Annotated in this window: 16 protein-coding genes and 1 other annotated feature; all 16 genes read right to left on the bottom strand. The window is 40.6% G+C overall.

Features of this window, described 5'->3' with window-relative positions; genetic code table 11:
- Window positions 1–9: 9 nt before the first annotated feature.
- On the bottom strand, window positions 10–471 hold the full coding sequence (locus BMX34_RS07100) for a PTS sugar transporter subunit IIA (protein ID WP_092572211.1): 462 nt from the start codon (window positions 469–471) through the stop codon (window positions 10–12).
- Window positions 464–1333 carry a PRD domain-containing protein gene (locus BMX34_RS07095; protein WP_159428886.1) on the bottom strand — a complete coding sequence of 290 codons (870 nt, stop codon included), beginning with the start codon at window positions 1331–1333 and terminating at the stop codon, window positions 464–466. Before BMX34_RS07095 ends, BMX34_RS07100 begins: the two co-directional genes overlap by 8 nt.
- Before the next feature lie 137 nt (window positions 1334–1470).
- On the bottom strand, window positions 1471–3474 hold the full coding sequence (gene tkt, locus BMX34_RS07090) for a transketolase (protein WP_092572207.1): 2004 nt from the start codon (window positions 3472–3474) through the stop codon (window positions 1471–1473).
- Between the two features lie 17 nt (window positions 3475–3491).
- Window positions 3492–4139: a fructose-6-phosphate aldolase gene (gene fsa / locus BMX34_RS07085; protein WP_092572205.1), complete on the bottom strand. Its 648-nt coding sequence runs from the start codon at window positions 4137–4139 to the stop codon at window positions 3492–3494.
- 328 nt (window positions 4140–4467) lie between these two features.
- Window positions 4468–4827 (bottom strand): PTS glucitol/sorbitol transporter subunit IIA, encoded by a 360-nt coding sequence (locus BMX34_RS07080; protein ID WP_092572203.1) that lies wholly within the window; start codon window positions 4825–4827, stop codon window positions 4468–4470.
- Between the two features lie 8 nt (window positions 4828–4835).
- Window positions 4836–5867 (bottom strand): PTS glucitol/sorbitol transporter subunit IIB, encoded by a 1032-nt coding sequence (gene srlE / locus BMX34_RS07075; RefSeq protein ID WP_092572201.1) that lies wholly within the window; start codon window positions 5865–5867, stop codon window positions 4836–4838.
- An 11-nt stretch (window positions 5868–5878) separates the two neighbouring features.
- The gene (gene srlA / locus BMX34_RS07070; protein WP_092572199.1) at window positions 5879–6427 is read right to left on the bottom strand and encodes a PTS glucitol/sorbitol transporter subunit IIC; all 549 of its coding nucleotides are present in this window, start codon (window positions 6425–6427) and stop codon (window positions 5879–5881) included.
- Window positions 6411–6908, bottom strand: a complete 498-nt coding sequence (locus BMX34_RS07065) for a transcriptional regulator GutM (protein WP_092572197.1) — start codon at window positions 6906–6908, stop codon at window positions 6411–6413. Before BMX34_RS07065 ends, srlA begins: the two co-directional genes overlap by 17 nt.
- Window positions 6905–8773 carry a BglG family transcription antiterminator gene (locus BMX34_RS07060; protein ID WP_092572195.1) on the bottom strand — a complete coding sequence of 623 codons (1869 nt, stop codon included), beginning with the start codon at window positions 8771–8773 and terminating at the stop codon, window positions 6905–6907. Before BMX34_RS07060 ends, BMX34_RS07065 begins: the two co-directional genes overlap by 4 nt.
- 14 nt (window positions 8774–8787) lie before the next feature.
- Window positions 8788–9588 (bottom strand): SDR family oxidoreductase, encoded by an 801-nt coding sequence (locus tag BMX34_RS07055; RefSeq protein ID WP_092572193.1) that lies wholly within the window; start codon window positions 9586–9588, stop codon window positions 8788–8790.
- 290 nt (window positions 9589–9878) lie between these two features.
- Window positions 9879–10733 (bottom strand): MetQ/NlpA family ABC transporter substrate-binding protein, encoded by an 855-nt coding sequence (locus BMX34_RS07050; protein WP_092572191.1) that lies wholly within the window; start codon window positions 10731–10733, stop codon window positions 9879–9881.
- A 95-nt stretch (window positions 10734–10828) separates the two neighbouring features.
- Window positions 10829–11083, bottom strand: a binding site (T-box leader).
- Between the two features lie 58 nt (window positions 11084–11141).
- Complete coding sequence (locus tag BMX34_RS07045; RefSeq protein WP_092572189.1) at window positions 11142–11798, bottom strand: ABC transporter permease; 657 nt, start codon at window positions 11796–11798, stop codon at window positions 11142–11144.
- A gap of 1 nt (window position 11799) precedes the next feature.
- The gene (locus BMX34_RS07040; protein ID WP_092572187.1) at window positions 11800–12726 is read right to left on the bottom strand and encodes an osmoprotectant ABC transporter substrate-binding protein; all 927 of its coding nucleotides are present in this window, start codon (window positions 12724–12726) and stop codon (window positions 11800–11802) included.
- Entirely contained in the window at window positions 12726–13370 is a 645-nt protein-coding gene (locus BMX34_RS07035) for an ABC transporter permease (RefSeq protein ID WP_092572185.1), read from the bottom strand. The genes BMX34_RS07040 and BMX34_RS07035 overlap by 1 nt, the downstream gene beginning before the upstream one ends.
- A complete protein-coding gene (locus BMX34_RS07030; RefSeq protein WP_092572183.1) occupies window positions 13367–14569 on the bottom strand; it encodes a betaine/proline/choline family ABC transporter ATP-binding protein in 1203 nt (400 codons plus the stop codon). Before BMX34_RS07030 ends, BMX34_RS07035 begins: the two co-directional genes overlap by 4 nt.
- Window positions 14570–15230: 661 nt before the next feature.
- Complete coding sequence (locus tag BMX34_RS07025) at window positions 15231–16502, bottom strand: dihydroorotase (RefSeq protein WP_092572181.1); 1272 nt, start codon at window positions 16500–16502, stop codon at window positions 15231–15233.
- Window positions 16503–16509: the final 7 nt, after the last annotated feature.

Here is a 16509-nt window from a genome sequence, read left to right as displayed (position 1 = left end):
ACTAACCTCCTATTTTATAATTTTATGAACTAATTTCAGTACTTTGTCTCGATTTTCTGGACTATCAGAATAGGCCATTGCCTCTTTGACTAGATCTTGATCCTGGAACAACATCATTAATGCTTGTAACATTTCTAAATGGCTGTGGGCATCGGCCAAGGCTAACATGGCCACCAAACTCACGGGCACTTCCTGTCCGTCACCCATTTGTTTAAAAATAACAGGTTGATCTAGGGTCATAAAAGCGATCGTTGATTTCTTGACATGGTCGCTATCGGTATGAGGCATGGCCACGCCATAATCATGGACTTGCAACCCGGTTGCAAAAGTCTCCTCACGCTCTTGAATGGCGGGGATAAAGCTTGGTCGAACCGCACCCATTGCTTCGAGTTGCTGACCCATATAAGCCAAGACATCCTGGGCATTGTTCAAACCCTCTTGCTTTAAAGCTAAAACTTTAATTTCAGTCATTATCTAACTCCTTTCCAATCATTTTAAGTTCATCAATCAACCTTTGTATATGTAAGGTCAAGTATAACTTCTCTGAATCTTCGACTGCTAATTGATAATCTTTCGCCAAAACCCGACACACTTTCTCGACAATAGCTTGAGCCTTGCCAAATTTGTGAGACACAAATTGATACAGCTCGCCCATCTGCGAATCATTGCTCTGCTGACCATTCATCTTACGGATTAAGAAATACCTCAAGTGCAAAATAAATCGATCATAGAATAAATTCTCTTTGTCTAAAGGTCCCGGCAAATTATCCTCAATAATCATAATAATCTCACCGATAATCTTGCCAATCTCTAACATTGAAGATAAATTGGTCGCTTTCTTGGAACCATTCAAGAAATGAAGAATCAAGAAAGAAACTTCTAAATCATCTAAGAATAAATCATACTTCTCTTTTAAATAACGAATCGAAAACATAGCTGCTTGATATTCTCTAGGAAAAATATGTTTAAATTCGGTTTGTAATGATAAACTAGAATGATTAGCATCTTTCGACCGAGCTAAGGCATGGTAGAGATGACTGGCAAAAGTAATTGATGTGAATGGAATAAATTGTTCACCGAGCATGTCTTCAACATGCGTTAACAAATCTTCGGTAATCAAAAGAATATCTTCGGGAATTTCCTTAATCGCATCAATAATAATCTTTTGTTCACTGGTGTACTCGCATTGATAAACTTTGGAAATCTTGTCTGCATCTACCGTATCGCCAACTTTCTTAGCAAAGCCAATTCCGCGACCCGTAAGAATAATCTCCTCATTGGCCTGGTTTCTCACTAAGACTGCATTCTGATTGAGGGATTGAATAATCTTCATATAGCCTCCTTTCGAAAAAAATGGGCATAATGACTTCACAGCGGAAATCATTATGCCTAATTGAATAGTTACACTCTGAATACGTTTTCTAACAAAATTATATATCTAAATTTTTAGCTTGTCAAAATATTTTTAATCTATTTCTTAAAATGATTAAGATAAGCTTGGGCAAGTTGCTCAGCATCAAAGCCATATTCTTTGACGACCGTTTCGCCTGGCGCTGAGGCACCAAACCGGTCGATACCCATAACCAGTCCGTGGCGACCTACATATTTATGCCAACCTAAGCTCGCTCCCATTTCAATGGACATGCGGTTTTCCACTCCATCAGGCAATACACTTTCCTGATATTCTTGACTTTGCTCATCAAAACGATTGCTTGCTGGCATAGAAACCACTGAAACATCAATCTCTTGGTCTTTAAGAATCTTTTGGACTTCAAGAGCCAATTGAACTTCAGAACCGGTGGCAATAATAATTCCATCTGCTTGGTCGGCTTGACTTGGTGAAAGGACATAAGCTCCTTTATCGACGCCTGCTTCAGCCAAGCTTCGACTGCCAGTTAGGACCGGTAAATTCTGCCGTGATAAAACCAATAGACTTGGTCGATCAGTTTCTTGGATTGCCACTTTCCAAGCCGCGAAAGTTTCATTGACATCCGCTGGACGTATTACATTCAGGTTGGGCATCGCTCTGAACCCAGCCAATTGTTCAATCGGTTCATGAGTAGGTCCATCTTCTCCAACAGCCACTGAATCATGGGTCATTACATACACTACTGGCAGTTGAGATAAGGCAGATAGACGTACAGCAGGACGTAAGTAATCACTAAAGACAAAGAAAGTTCCACCGAATACTCGGCTTCCCCCGTGAAGGGTAATGCCGTTGAGCATGGCGGCCATGGCAAATTCACGCACGCCGAACCAAATATTCTTACCTTCACGTTGATTTGGCATAAAGTCCATCGAATCGTTAATCATCGTCTTATTCGAACCTGAAAGGTCGGCTGAACCGCCCCAGAAATAGGGAATCTTTTGAGCCAAGGCTTGGATCGCTTTACCACTAGAAGATCGGCTCGCATCTGCCTTGGTAGAATCTGGTAGATATTCTAAGGCTTGATCAAAGTCTTCTGGCAACTTACGTTCAAAAGCCAAGCGCATCATTTCAGCTTTCTCTGGATAAGCTTGTTGGTAGGCCTTGAATTTGTCTTGCCAAGCTTGGTAGGCTTTTTGCCCTCGTTCAACCACTTTTTGATGGAAGATTTCTCGTGCTTCTTCAGGCACTTCAAAGTGATCTAAAGTCCATTGATAAACATCCTTGGTCGCTGCCCAATTATCTTGACCGAGCGGGCTACCGTGAACTTTGCTGGTTCCTTGTTCGGGTGAACCGTAACCGATCACTGTTTTGACTTCAATAATAGTTGGTTTGCCCTTAAATTCCTTGGCTCGGGTAATAGCTGCTGAAATCTCATTCAAATCATTGCCATCATCGACCCGAATATAATGCCAATGAGCTGCTTCAAAGCGCTCAGCAATATTCTCATTGAAGGCTTGGCTTAAATCGCCATCCAAGGAAATATCGTTTGAATCGTACAAGACAATTAATTTATCAAGTTTTTGTCGACCTGCATAAGAAATGGCTTCATAAGAGATGCCTTCCATCAGGTCACCATCACCCACTAAACAATAAGTGAAATGATCAATCATCTCGAAGTCATCCGTATTATATAAAGCCGCTGTATGCTGTTCAGCCATGGCCATACCGACGGCTTGCGCCAAACCTTGGCCGAGCGGTCCGGTCGTAGCTTCGACCCCTTCCGTATGATTATATTCCGGATGCCCTGGCGTCTTCGATTGCCATTGACGGAATCCATTCAAATCTTCTAGCGAAAGGTTAAATTCTGACAAATGTAGCAAACTATATAACAAGGCAGAACCATGACCCGCAGAAAGTACAAAGCGGTCACGGTTAAACCACCGGGCATCCTGTGGATTCACCTCAAGGTGATCAGCAAATAGAGCGTAAGCCATTGGGGCAGCGCCTAGAGGCAGACCCGGATGGCCAGAATTGGCCGCTTCAATCTGAGCAATACTTAAGGCTCTTAGCGAATTAACGGCTAATAGATCTTTATCAGTAAACATTGGCACTCTCCTTCAATCTATTTGTTTTGGAATTTTTCCCAGTCTTTCAAGAAGCCTTCAATCCCTTGATCAGTCAGTGGGTGGGCCATTAATTTCTCGAAGAGACTTGATGGCACTGTAGCAATGTGAGCACCCAATTTGGCACTCATCTCAAAATGATACGGATTTCGCACACTGGCGGCGATAATTTCGGTTGAGAAGCCATAAACATCAATGATTTGACGAATATCGGCAATCAATTGATAAGCATCGGTGCCAATATCTTCTAAACGACCAATGAATGGACTGACAAAAGTCGCACCGGCTTTCATCGCCAATAAGGCCTGAGCCGCTGAGAAAATTAAAGTCACATTGGTCTTAATGCCTTCTTGAGACAGTGTATGAACTGCTTTTAATCCTTCTTGGGTCATCGGAATCTTAACGACAACATTATCAGCCCATTTAGCAATTTGGCGTGCCTCATTGACCATTTCATCATGGGTCAAGCCAATCACTTCGGCCGAAACAGGTCCAGGAACAACTGAACAAATATCTTTAATGACTTCTTCAAAATCCCGGCCCTCTTTAGAAACGAGTGAAGGATTGGTAGTTACACCGTCGACAATACCCAATTGATTAATCCGTTTAATTTCTGCAGTATTCGCTGTATCTAGAAATATTTTCATGGTCACTTCTCCTTTTTTAATCGCTAGAACCAATTACCTAAATCAATTGATAACTGACTTTATTGTAATGAATTCTGAGCTCGCTTTCAACAAATGGCTAAAAATTTGAGAGACCAAGTTGACTTTAGCAAGCTAAACTTTTAGAAAAATGTTCGTCAAATACCAACAGTCGTTAATCACACTTCCTAAGCCTGGACTATCCTCCTTCTTTAAGGGCCACTGCAATGAATACTTCTACCAACCTTATTATTTTATTTGAGAATCTATATAAGCAAAAAGAGACTAGGTAAAATCCTAATCTCTTTTGAGAAATTGCCTTTTAACCGCCTTAAGCGATGATTTGGATACTTGATCCAGGTTTAATTTCTGGAATTTCTTTGGCTTCAAGATGGAGCGTACCAGGTAATGAAGCTTCCGTCGCGCCATCGAATTTAACAGTAATATGACCTAAACCGCTTAAATTCTTGGTCACTAAATTCCCGACCGCTGTAATTTGATATTCAATTTGATCAATTTTGAATATTTGGCCAGCAACAATTTCTTCACTTAAGGGTTTTAAACCAATCGTGTAAGTATAATTCGCCAAGTCTTCTGGCGCATTGTCACCAAATAAGATAATCATTTGATCGGCATGAAATAATTTGGCTTCGGCACCTATCTTTGTTACAAGCGTTTTATAAATATTCATAGTTCCTCCTAACTATATAATCGAAAGCTAGCTAACCAAGCGACAATGACCCGAGGCACACCATTTAAGAATCTTGAGTATAGTACCGCTGGCACCCCTACTTCTACAGTTTCTGCTTTAGCTTCGGTTAAACCTAAGGCTACTGGGATGAAATCACATCCATTTTGGGTATTGATTGCGAATAACGCTGGCAAGGCTAGATGCGGTGGAATATGACCTTGGCCAATTTGAACCCCAATCAAGGTTCCAACAATTTGACTGATGACGGCTCCTGGACCTAACAATGGTGATAGGAATGGTAAAGAGCAGACAAAGCCAATCAGAATCAAGCCCCAAATATTTCCAGCTAATGGCGCTAAGACATTAGCGATCCAAGTACCGACTCCTGAGCCTTCAATAATCCCAATTAATAAGGCCACGAAAGCCATAAATGGAATCACTACATTAATCATGGTTTGAACTGCTTCCCGAGCAGATTGGTTAAAGGTCGCTACAATCTTCCCGGCTCCCATCCCAATCTTAGCAATAAAACTCGGGTTTTTAGTTTGTTCAGTAATCTTCTTACTGGTATCGTATTTAGATTTGTCCTTAACTTCAGTAGCAGGTTCGTTGCTTAGCTTAGCAGCTTGGGTCTCGACCGCTTGATCTTGAGTTGTTTGTGTTTCATCTTGATAAAGTTCAATTTGTTTAAGTCCTACATTAGACACATAGATATCTTCAGTAATATATTGTTGGAGCGGACCACTCTTTCCAGTCGGAATAACATTGATGGTAGGAATACCCTTTTTTGGATAAAGCCCGCAGCGTAAAGTCCCCGCACAATCAATAATCGCTAGGGCGATTTCATCATCTGGAACCGAAGTTTTGAATCCGTTCACTGCTTCCATACCGGTTAATTCTTCAATTTTATCCACGATATCTGGACGTTCGCCCCCGCCGACGATATAGATAAATTTATGTTTTTGTTCAGTAGGTTGGATGACTAAGGGACCGCCGAATCCGCCAGATCCTTTTCTTACGATTATACTTTGATAAGCCATATTGATTCCTCCTATATTTCCTCAATGACTTTGCTCAATTTAACGCCTTGTTGTTTAGAGACATATTCGGTCATGAAGTCGGTTACCCAACCACCAATCGCATTCATAATGATACCGACAAACATATAACGAATGGCTAATTCCATTGTGTTTAAGCCTAAGGCCTCAATCCCTTGAGCGATACCTAACCAAACGAATAGCTCTCCCGGATTAATATGAGGAAATACCCCGTTGCTGGTATGACAGAATTGCATTTGAGAAGCCACATAGCCTGGCTTGTAATATTCTGGTAGGAACCGGCCCATTGAGATTGCCATCGGATTTCCTAGCATAAAGGCAGATACAAAAGGTAAAAGCAGATAGCGGGTAATCCAATTTTTAGAAGAAATTTGAGCCAGTTTAGTGACTCTTTCTTCACCCAGCATCTTCACCAACGTATTCATTAATACCATTAACATTAAGACTAGAGGGACAATTGATCCCATCCATGAAATAAAGACATTGGCTCCAGATTGAAATAAATTCATGAAGCCTTCAGCAAATTTAACGATTGCTTGCATGCTGTTTCACTCCTTTTACTTTATAAATAATTTGTTGTAAAAATAATTTCGCTTGATCCACGATATTCCAACTTGCTTGCGGTTGTGTATCGACAGGGAGGCCGGCCGCATGCATGACAAAGATATCACGCGCATTCTCCATGGCCAGTTGAGTGAGTTTGTTTTCTTTTTGAACCAGTGGGTGTTTACGATCAATAAAATGCATGTCTTGTCCCACGTAGGCTGGAATATCTTTGAACTTAGCGATTACTGAAACCCCTTGCATTAAGCGGCAGGCTAAAATCCGATCCTCTGAATCAATTAAGAATAATACAATCGTACCCGCTCTCAGTCGACCTACTTTGCGGCCAATAACCACGCGACCTTGTTGTCTTAGGCTTTTGTAAACGGCATTGAAATGATTAATTTGTCTTAAACCTAGGTAAAATTGCAGGCCATAAGCACAAAGACCAAATATTCCTAACATCCATAAATAACTCATTGAATATACCCCCTCCTCTGTAAATATTTGATTAAATCTTCTTTGGTCTGACAAGCTTTTATGTTTTCTTTTATTTCTTCGTTCTGAGCAATTTCAAAAATCAAATCATAAATATCTAACAAATCATGTTCTTCATAGTCCAAAATATTTTCTGGGATAATCAATAAAATAATCAGTTCGATACGTTCATTTTCAATTTCAATCGATTGAGGAAGCACCCCAACACTTAAAATTAACTGATTGATGTTCGGATCCACTTCGTGAGGAAAGGCAATCCCGCTGCCAAAAAGTAGCGAAGCATCATGATATTTAGATTTTAATCTTGCTAGCATATCGGCGGAAATTTGATAAGTCTCTTGCAAAGACCTAACCATTTGACTTAGATGCTCTTCATAAGTCTGCTCAGCTTCAGCTGGCAAGGGTTGCAAATCAAAGCGAGTGTATTTGGGAAAGACTAGCGTCTGTTTGATAATTCGCTGCCATTCTCTCGACAAATACTCATCATTAAATATATTGGAAATCCGAATGGTGGGAATATTATTTGGAATTTTACTCAAGGGAATCATGGTAATAATGGTCAGAAAATCGGTTAAATCCTCTTCGTAATAGTCTTCTTCAGAAAATTGAACGATCTCGATATCATGACCCACCACATTTTGAATCTGATGCTTAATCATCCCAGCGGTGGCATAACCCGTATTACAAATAATGGCTATCTTCTTCGCTTGATTTAAAGAAAATTCACGAATAATCAATTCAAAATAAAAGGTCAGATAATCAATTTCTATCGGATCAATCACCAGATCTAAATATTCACTAATTTCTTCACTAGCATATTTAGCCAAACTATAAGAGAAGGGATATTTCTTTTGGATTTCTCCATGAAATAAATCATCTAATTTATATTTGAAGACGGCCCGATGGACTAAATAATAAAGATGGTTACCCAAGAGACTGACAAAACTATCTTGCGGAATCTCAAGAAGAAAGACTTGATTAATCTTTGTTAGTACTTGTCGACTCATGTCCTCAATCAGCGCTTTATTGATATCAACGCAATCTCTGATAATGCCTGAATCATCAACATTTAATGGATAGGTCAGAAAGCTCTTCTCAAAATTACTCAAAGTATATTTCTCGTGATTCTCAATAAAAGCGAAAAACTCTTCAAAAAAAGGATGATCTAAAATATCTGCTGAATAATAGGGAATTGCTGCCTGCAGAAAATGCTGATTACGCAGACGAAATAAGCTCGTTTCTAGACTTTTTATCAGTAATAAAATATTACGTTTCTTAATCTTATACTGATCTCCTAAGTTGATGATAAAGTCGATCAAGACTTGATCGATATAAGTATAATTAAAAAAATCAAGGGCATAGTTAATATAGGCTAGACGTAAATCCAATTCAGATCCAGCAATGTCTATGCCCTTATTTTGAATCGAAATCACATTCAAATCATAATGAGACAAATCCTGTTTCAGACTCTTGAGGTCATTGCTGACGGTTCCCTTACTCACATCTAATAACTCTGCAAAATCCAAAATGGTCAGTGGAGTCTTACTAGCGAGTAACTTACTGAGCAAGAAGGCCTTGCGTTTGGTCGTCGAATTATAATCTGCTTGTTTCTTCAAGGAGCCAGTTTTAATCAGATCGAATTTTTCATAATCATAAATTTTTAGAAAATATGAAGAAGACTGCTCGATGATTTCTGCATAAGGCGCAATTTCTTGATTTAATAAATCAATCGATTTCTTTACAGTTGCTGAACTTAGCTTTAAGTGGTCTTCCAAATTTTCTAAAGAGATAGTCTTCTGAGTTAACAATAGATTTAAGATTTCATACCATCGGATTAATAGACTCACATTTCTCGACTCCCTTATCCTCGAGTTTTACCTCCGGCAATATTTAACGTCACCCCTGTGATATAACCAGCCCGTTCAGATAATAAGAAACATACGGTATCGGCAACTTCAGAAAGTTTTCCTGATCTTCCTAAAGGGGTGGTGGTGGTTTTGGCATATGATTTTCTAAGATCATCTACAGTGATATTACGCGTATATGATAGAGCTTCTTCGTAAGCATCGGTTCGAAGTCCAGTTGCTTCCATAATCCCCGGAGCAACACCTACGACGCGAACGCCTTTCTTACCTAATTCTTTAGCCCATGAACGGGTAAAGCTATAGACTGCCGCTTTAGTCGCAGCATAGCATGATTGGCCTTCAGACCCTTCTAATCCAGCTTCTGATCCCATATTGATGAGGACTCCTTGCCCTTTGTCCACCAAAATCCGGGCAACCGCTTGAGCGACCATATAGAATCCTTTCATATTAATTGAAATCATCTTATCAAATAAGCCTTCGTTAATCTCATATTTACTCTTAGGATTCTTGTCGTCAACTAAGAGGGCCGGAATATTAATTCCCGCATTATTGACTAAACCATCAATCGTCCCAAATTTATCAAGGACAGCTTGAATCCCTTGTTCAATTTCTTGACTGGAAGTAACATCCACTTTCACGAAGAGATAACTTTCATTTTGATTTTCTTGGTCTACTAAATCAAAGTTTGCTACCTTTGCGCCTACTTCCAATAAACGTTGAACAATACTTGCACCAATCCCTGAAGAACCTCCAGTTACCACATACACCTTGTCTTGAATATCTAACCAATTTGTCATTTTACCTCTCCTTTCTTTATAAATTATAACGTTTTCATTTTTATAATTAATTCAATCATTTTTTATGACTGGGAAAATTCATTGCATTAATCGAAAAAGACAATGAAAGTACCATTAGTTGAGTAAATATGAGGATGGGGAAAATTTTAGCTGCCTGGTTTCCAGTACAAATCAAGGGGGGCAAATTTTCAAATAATAGATCTGATCAGTGTCTTTACAAATTTAGACACCAAAAAACTCGCCAACACATCTCTAGAGTGTTCACGAGTTTAATACTGACTTCTATTTAATTATTCCTTCTCCGCTTGTTCGACTAAATCCCAGGCGGCAATCGATCCGCCCTCAAATATCCGATCAATTTCTTGGGCCACCTCATCGGTTTGGAAAAGTTCGACAATCTTCAAATATAACGGATTCTCTTTGTCTTCCGACCGGGCCACAATATTATTTACCCGAGATAGGTTGAGCGTTTCAGGGGTATCACCATAAACATAAATGGCATCATTAGGACGGAAATCAGTGGATGCTAGGAAGGAATCATCAATAAAAGCTGCATCCACATCGGAAACAGCAGCCGGAATATTGGCCGCATCCAGTTCGACAATTTCTAATTTTTTAGGATTTTCTTCAATATCATTTAAGGTAGGTAAGAGCTCGTCACTCTCGGCTAATTTAATCAAGCCGGCTCTTTCTAAACTTTGGAGATTGTAGCCTAAGCTGGTTGGAGCCGCATTGACGGCAATCTTAGCCCCTTCTGGCAATTCATCCAGCGATTTATATTTGTCAGAATAAATTCGCGTCGGTACAGCGACTGTATAGCCAATGGTGACCAAATCGCCATCATTCTCTTTATTCCAATTTTCTAAGAAAACATCATGTTGGAAGGCATTCAAATCAATAGACCCATCGGCCAAAGCGACATTGGGAATATTATAATCAGTCAAAAGGACAACTTCAATATCAATCCCTTCTTGTTCTTTGGCGCGCTCAGCGACAAATTCCCATAATTCTTCATACTCTTCGCCAACCACCCCAATTTTCACGGTTTGACCTTCGAATTCTGCGGCTGAAGCCAACGCAATAAAATTGAAGAAGCTAATAAATACTGTTACCAGTATCAGAAATACTTTAGTTAATTTTTTCATATAATCCCTCTTTCTTATTGTTAGATGATGCAATTTCGCTTCCGCTTCATGATTGATTTAATTTATCCCTCCTAAAAAAATAAGACCCCCATCCAAATAAGGACGAGAGTCTTCGTGTTACCACCTTAATTCGTTAAACCATCACTGGTATAACCTTATATAGTACGACTACTAATTTCTGCAGCTTATACTATAGCCAGCATAACGGAGGCATCCGTTCACTATTATTGTCAAGCATTCATAGTGACCGCTCATTGGCCATTTTCAACTTAGAATCCTTACCTATTTCCACCAACCATAGGCTCTCTATCAATTCATCTTCGGTTTACTTTCCAAATCAAGGCGTTTTAATATTTTCCTAATCATACCTTCATCATTATCAAATGTCAAATAATATCCTACGTTTTTTCATCCTTTAATCTGATGGCTAAATCGGCCTTGAATGGCTTCTAAAATAATATCCATGATAATCGCCATTAGGGCTGTGGGTAAGGCACCGGCAATAATAATAGCACTACCGTCGGTTGCATCAATCCCGCGGGTAATGATATCTCCCAAGCCACCTGCACCAATAAAGGTACCAATTGAGGTAATCCCAATCGCCACAATCAAGGCGTTACGAATCCCGGCCATAATCACTGACATGGATAAAGGTAGCTCGACTTTAAGCAAACGTTGTAAAGAAGACATGCCCATCCCCTTGGCAATATCGCGTAAGTCAGGACTTAAGTTAGCCATACCCGTATAGGTATTCTTAACGATTGGCAGTAAGGAATAGAAGAAAATAGTGGTGATAACAGTATTTACTCCTAAGCCCATCACAATCATAATAATCGACATCATGGCCATTGAAGGAACGGTCTGGATAATATTGGTTAAGCTGATCACCCATTGACTGAGTTTGCGATGGCGTTCAATGTAAATACCTAGAGGAATGCCAATGACTGTAGCAAATAATACACCATAGACCGAAATAAGGAAATGACGGAGGAATTGACTAAATACATAGGCACTATTTTGTTGCATATAATAAAGCAATTGTTCGAGTACGTTCATATCTTGCATCTTATTCCTCCTCTCTGAAATAATTGTGTTCTTCGAGAAAATTCTTAGCGACAATCGCTGGTTCCGTTAATTGATGGTCGGCCGTATAATTCAACTTCTGCATCGTTTCTGTATCAATCTGACCCACCAGACGACTTAAGACTTCGTCTAATTCAGGATATTCCTCCAGAATCTCATACGTTGCGGCCGGAGAAGCATCATAGGGTGGGAAGAATTTCAAATTATCTTCCAAGGTGACTAAGTTATAGCTGGCAATCCGACCATCGGTAGAATAACCCAAAACGGTATCCATTTTACCTGCAGCCAGGGCATCATAGACCAAACCAATTTGCATAGAATGTTTATTAGCCAATTCAAAACCATACGCTTCGACAAAACCTGGATAGCCGTCTCCTTCACGGATCAACCATTGTGAATCGAAACCGGCATCGATTTGATCTTTATATTTTTCCAAATCGGCAACGGTCTTCAATTGCAAGCGGTCCGCTGTCTCTTGGGTCACCATAAAGGCATAGGTATTATCAAAGCCATAAGAGTCATAATATTTCATCTTAAAATCCTTGGCAAAAATCTCTTGAACCAATTCCAAGGCTTTGTCCGGGTCTTTCTCAGGCTCAATGCCCAGAGTCGCTGCCATTTCGGTCCCGGTATAACGGACTGAAGTCACATCAGCGTCACCTTGCATTACTGCCTGGTGTAGGACCACTGACGTCCCTAGGTTATTAATGGTATCAACTTTCAGATCGGTCTCGTGTTCAATCATCTGTCGGACAATCTCGTTGAGAATCCGTCCCTCGGTAGTCGCTAGACCGGCCACCCGGATCGCTTTCTCCTGACTTGAGCTGACACCAGGCAAGCTACAGGCACTCAGGATAAGAAATGACATGAGAAGAAGTAGTAATTTGCTAATTTTTTGACTGAATTTCATTATTCTTCTGAGACCTCCTCTTGGCGTCGGATTTGAGGCTCTAAGTATTTTTCCAATTTCGCTAGTAGTAAGTCGGTTAACAAGGCTAGGATTGTGATTGGAATCGTCCCCGCAAGGATCAAGTCGATCTTATACAGTTGTAAACCGTTGAAGATAAAGTCACCTAAACCGCCGGCACCAATATAAGATGCTAAGGTAGTCCAAGCTACCACGTAGACGGCAGATAGACGAATTCCCGCCATTATCACTGGCATAGCCATTGGTATTTCAACTTTACGAATTGATTCCCAACTAGTCATGCCCATCCCTTTAGCAGCATCTTTGAGATTCTCGTCGACTTGGTCCATACCGACATAGGTGTTACGCAGAATCGGCAATAGTGAATAGATAAACATCGCCAAAATCGCTGGAACCTTACCAATACCAAATAAAGGAATCATAAAAGCTAAGAGGGCTAATGATGGAATCGTTTGGAAAATACTGGCCAAGCCGATCACAAATTTAGCCACTTTCGGCACTTTAGTTAGTAGAATTCCTAATGGAACAGCTACTAACACACCTAATAAGAGAGCCACAAAGGCAATGTAGAGATGCTCGCCAGTATTTATCAGCAATTCTCCACCATATTCTTGTAGGAAACTCATTCAGTTGTCATCTCCTTCGCTGCTGGCTTATCTGCTTCCTCAGCGTCAGTGAAATCAAACTCATCGCCAGCCAATAAGTCACCTTCGCCCCAAATAGAATCGTAGACTACATCCACTAAGGTGGACCGGGTCACGATGCCAACGAGTTTACGATCCTGGTCAACAATCGGCACATAAGGGTAACCAGCTTTTAGAATCCGTTCAACACTATCACGTAACAAGCCATTTTCTCTTAAGGCGGATACATTCGGATTCATAATATCAGCCACTGAAGTGTGCGTCTTGTAATGCTTTTGAACTTCTTGTAAATTAACTATTCCTTTGAGATGACCTTGGTCATCCGTCACTAAGAGGGTATCGACTTTCTTAGCGTGCATGGTAGTGATCGCTTGTTTTAACGACTTACCTAGAGTAATGGTGACGGGGTCGGTCTTCATCACTTGACCAACCGTAATTACATCCGGGCGGGACTCAATCAAACGATCTTTACCAATAAAGTCCACTACGAATTCATTCTTCGGATGACGTAGAATCTCTTCTGGGGTGCCAGCTTGAACAATCTTCCCTTCACTCATGATCACAATTCGAGTGGCCAAAGATAAAGCCTCATCCATATCATGGGTCACGAAGACAATCGTCTTACCCAATTGTTCCTGTAAGTTCTTCACTAAATCTTGTAAAGATTGGCGGGTAATAGGATCCAGTGCACCGAAAGGCTCATCCATGAGGATGATATCTTGGTCGGCAGCTAAGGCCCGTACGACGCCGACCCGTTGTTGTTGACCTCCCGATAATTCAGCTGGGTAACGTTCTAAGAAAGACTCGGGCAATTCAGCCAGCTTAATCATCTTGCGGGCAATGGCCTCTTTCTTTTCTTCGTCCCACTTCAATAGACTAGGAACCATCGTAATATTGTCTTTAATAGTCATATGGGGCAACAGGCCAATATTTTGAATGACATAGCCTAATTCTCGTCGCAAGGTGACTGGATCTTGCTCCATCACGTTCTTCCCTTTGACATAGATTTCGCCACTGGTCAACTCAGTCATCCGATTAATCATGCGCATGCTTGTGGTTTTTCCCGATCCAGAAGTTCCGATTATACAAATAAACTCACCAGCTTCAATCTTTAAATTAAAGTCATCGACTGCTTTTTTGCCGTCTTTATAGACTTTACTCACATGTTTAAATTCAATCACTTAATTTCCTCCAATTTTCAATTTTTTCAGTGTAAGATACTATATCTCTATCATATTTATCATATAACTTATTGACCTCTGCTTAAAATGATACGCCTTGTCAAGGTCCAGATTGTTGCGAACTTCTTCACAACTTTTATTCAGCTAAGCTTTAGATTCCTTCTCTTCTTAAACCCAAAGTCAAATGTCATTCACTCCATTTAATAAATCATTCATTTGGTTATTAGAATTTAAATGTCAATAAAAAACCAGCACGTTTGGGTGCTGGAAAATGAAATAAAGGGGCTTGTCCAGTTATAAGGGGGTTATAACTGACAAGAATTTATGAATGTTTCATTTAGTTTGAACAGATACCTTTTTATCCATATTCACAATCCAATCAGGGGAGAAGGAATTGTCAATATATTGTGTAATTAGGGGGACACATGAATAAAAGGGGATATGTTATCCGTTCAATTACAGTTTATCGCTTTGGTTAGCTCTCGTCAACCAGGTTTTAAGAATTTCTTATTACATTTTCTAATATGTTTTAAAGTATAATTATGGTTTTCATTAATTGATTTAATACATTCCAATCGTAATATCTACAAATAAAAACAGATTGTTCGCTAAAACAATCTGTTTGTGAATTATTCACATTTTATGGTGGAATAAATCATTTCTAAGCCTGATATACAATCTGTCCATCAACCATGGTCAAACACACTCGACCTTGAACTTGCCAATCGGCGAAAGGTGTATTATGTCCTTTGGAATAAAACTGGTTCACATCAATGGTCGATTGAGCCACTAAATCAATTAAGACGAGATCGGCAGCTTGCCCTTCAGTTAAACGTCCGGCCGGCAATTTAAAGATATCAGCTGGACGACAAGTCAACCAATCGACTAGTTGGGACAGACTACAAACCCCTTTTACGACCAGGTGCGTATATAAAAGAGCAAAGGCCGTCTCCAAACCAACAATGCCAAAAGGCGCGGTTAAGATCGATTGAGCCTTTTCTTCCTTAGCATGAGGCGCATGGTCGGTTGCAATACAATCGATGGTCCCATCTAATAGACCTTGGATTAAGGCTTGGCGGTCTTCCGCTGACCGTAAAGGCGGATTCATCTTCCAAGCAGTATCTGGGCCAGGGATATCGTCTTCATCTAAAAGCAAGTGGTGGGGAGTCACTTCAGCCGTCACTGGATAGCCTTGAGACTTAGCCCAGCGAATGATTGAAACACTCTCCTTAGCTGACACATGGCAGATATGATAGGGGCAACCGGTTTGACCCGCTAAGATTACATCGCGGGCAATTTGGCTGGTTTCGGCACTGGCGGGAATTCCAGGTAGACCGAGTCGCTGGCTGACCTTGCCCTGATGAACGACCCCATCTAAAGCGAGGCTATTGTCTTCTGTATGAGCTACAATCAAGGAGCCAAGGGCTTGAACCTGACTCATAGCCGCTAACATCATGCCGGCTGTTTGAATCCCGACACCGTCATCGGTAAATGCTACTGCTCCAGCTTCCTTTAAGCTCTTAAAATCATTGAGATTTTCGCCTTGAAGGTCTTGGCTAATCGAGGCGTAGGGCTGAACTTTAACCACAGCGGATTGTTTGATTCGCTCTTGAAGGTTCGACAAGATTGCCAAATCATCAGGGACAGGCTTGGTATTGGGCATAGCACAAATGGTGGTAAAGCCACCGCGGGCCGCTGCTTTGGTCCCTGAAGCAATCGTTTCCTTATGCTCTCCGCCGGGTTCACGCAAATGTACATGAATATCAACCAACCCTGGGGCCAATAATTTGCCTTGGCAATCAATGACTTGTAAATCCGCGACCCCATTAGGGGCAGAAATCTCGCTAGCTATTTCTTGAATACAGCCATCCTGCACATAAACTTCCAGAACTTGTCCTTGAGCGTCCCGTCCATTCTTAAATAATGTCGCCATATATCGC

Source organism: Ignavigranum ruoffiae (assembly GCF_900110675.1).
In the GTDB taxonomy this organism is placed as follows: domain Bacteria; phylum Bacillota; class Bacilli; order Lactobacillales; family Aerococcaceae; genus Ignavigranum; species Ignavigranum ruoffiae.
Note: the sequence above shows the minus strand (reverse complement) of the source record. Positions and strands in the feature narration are given on the sequence as shown.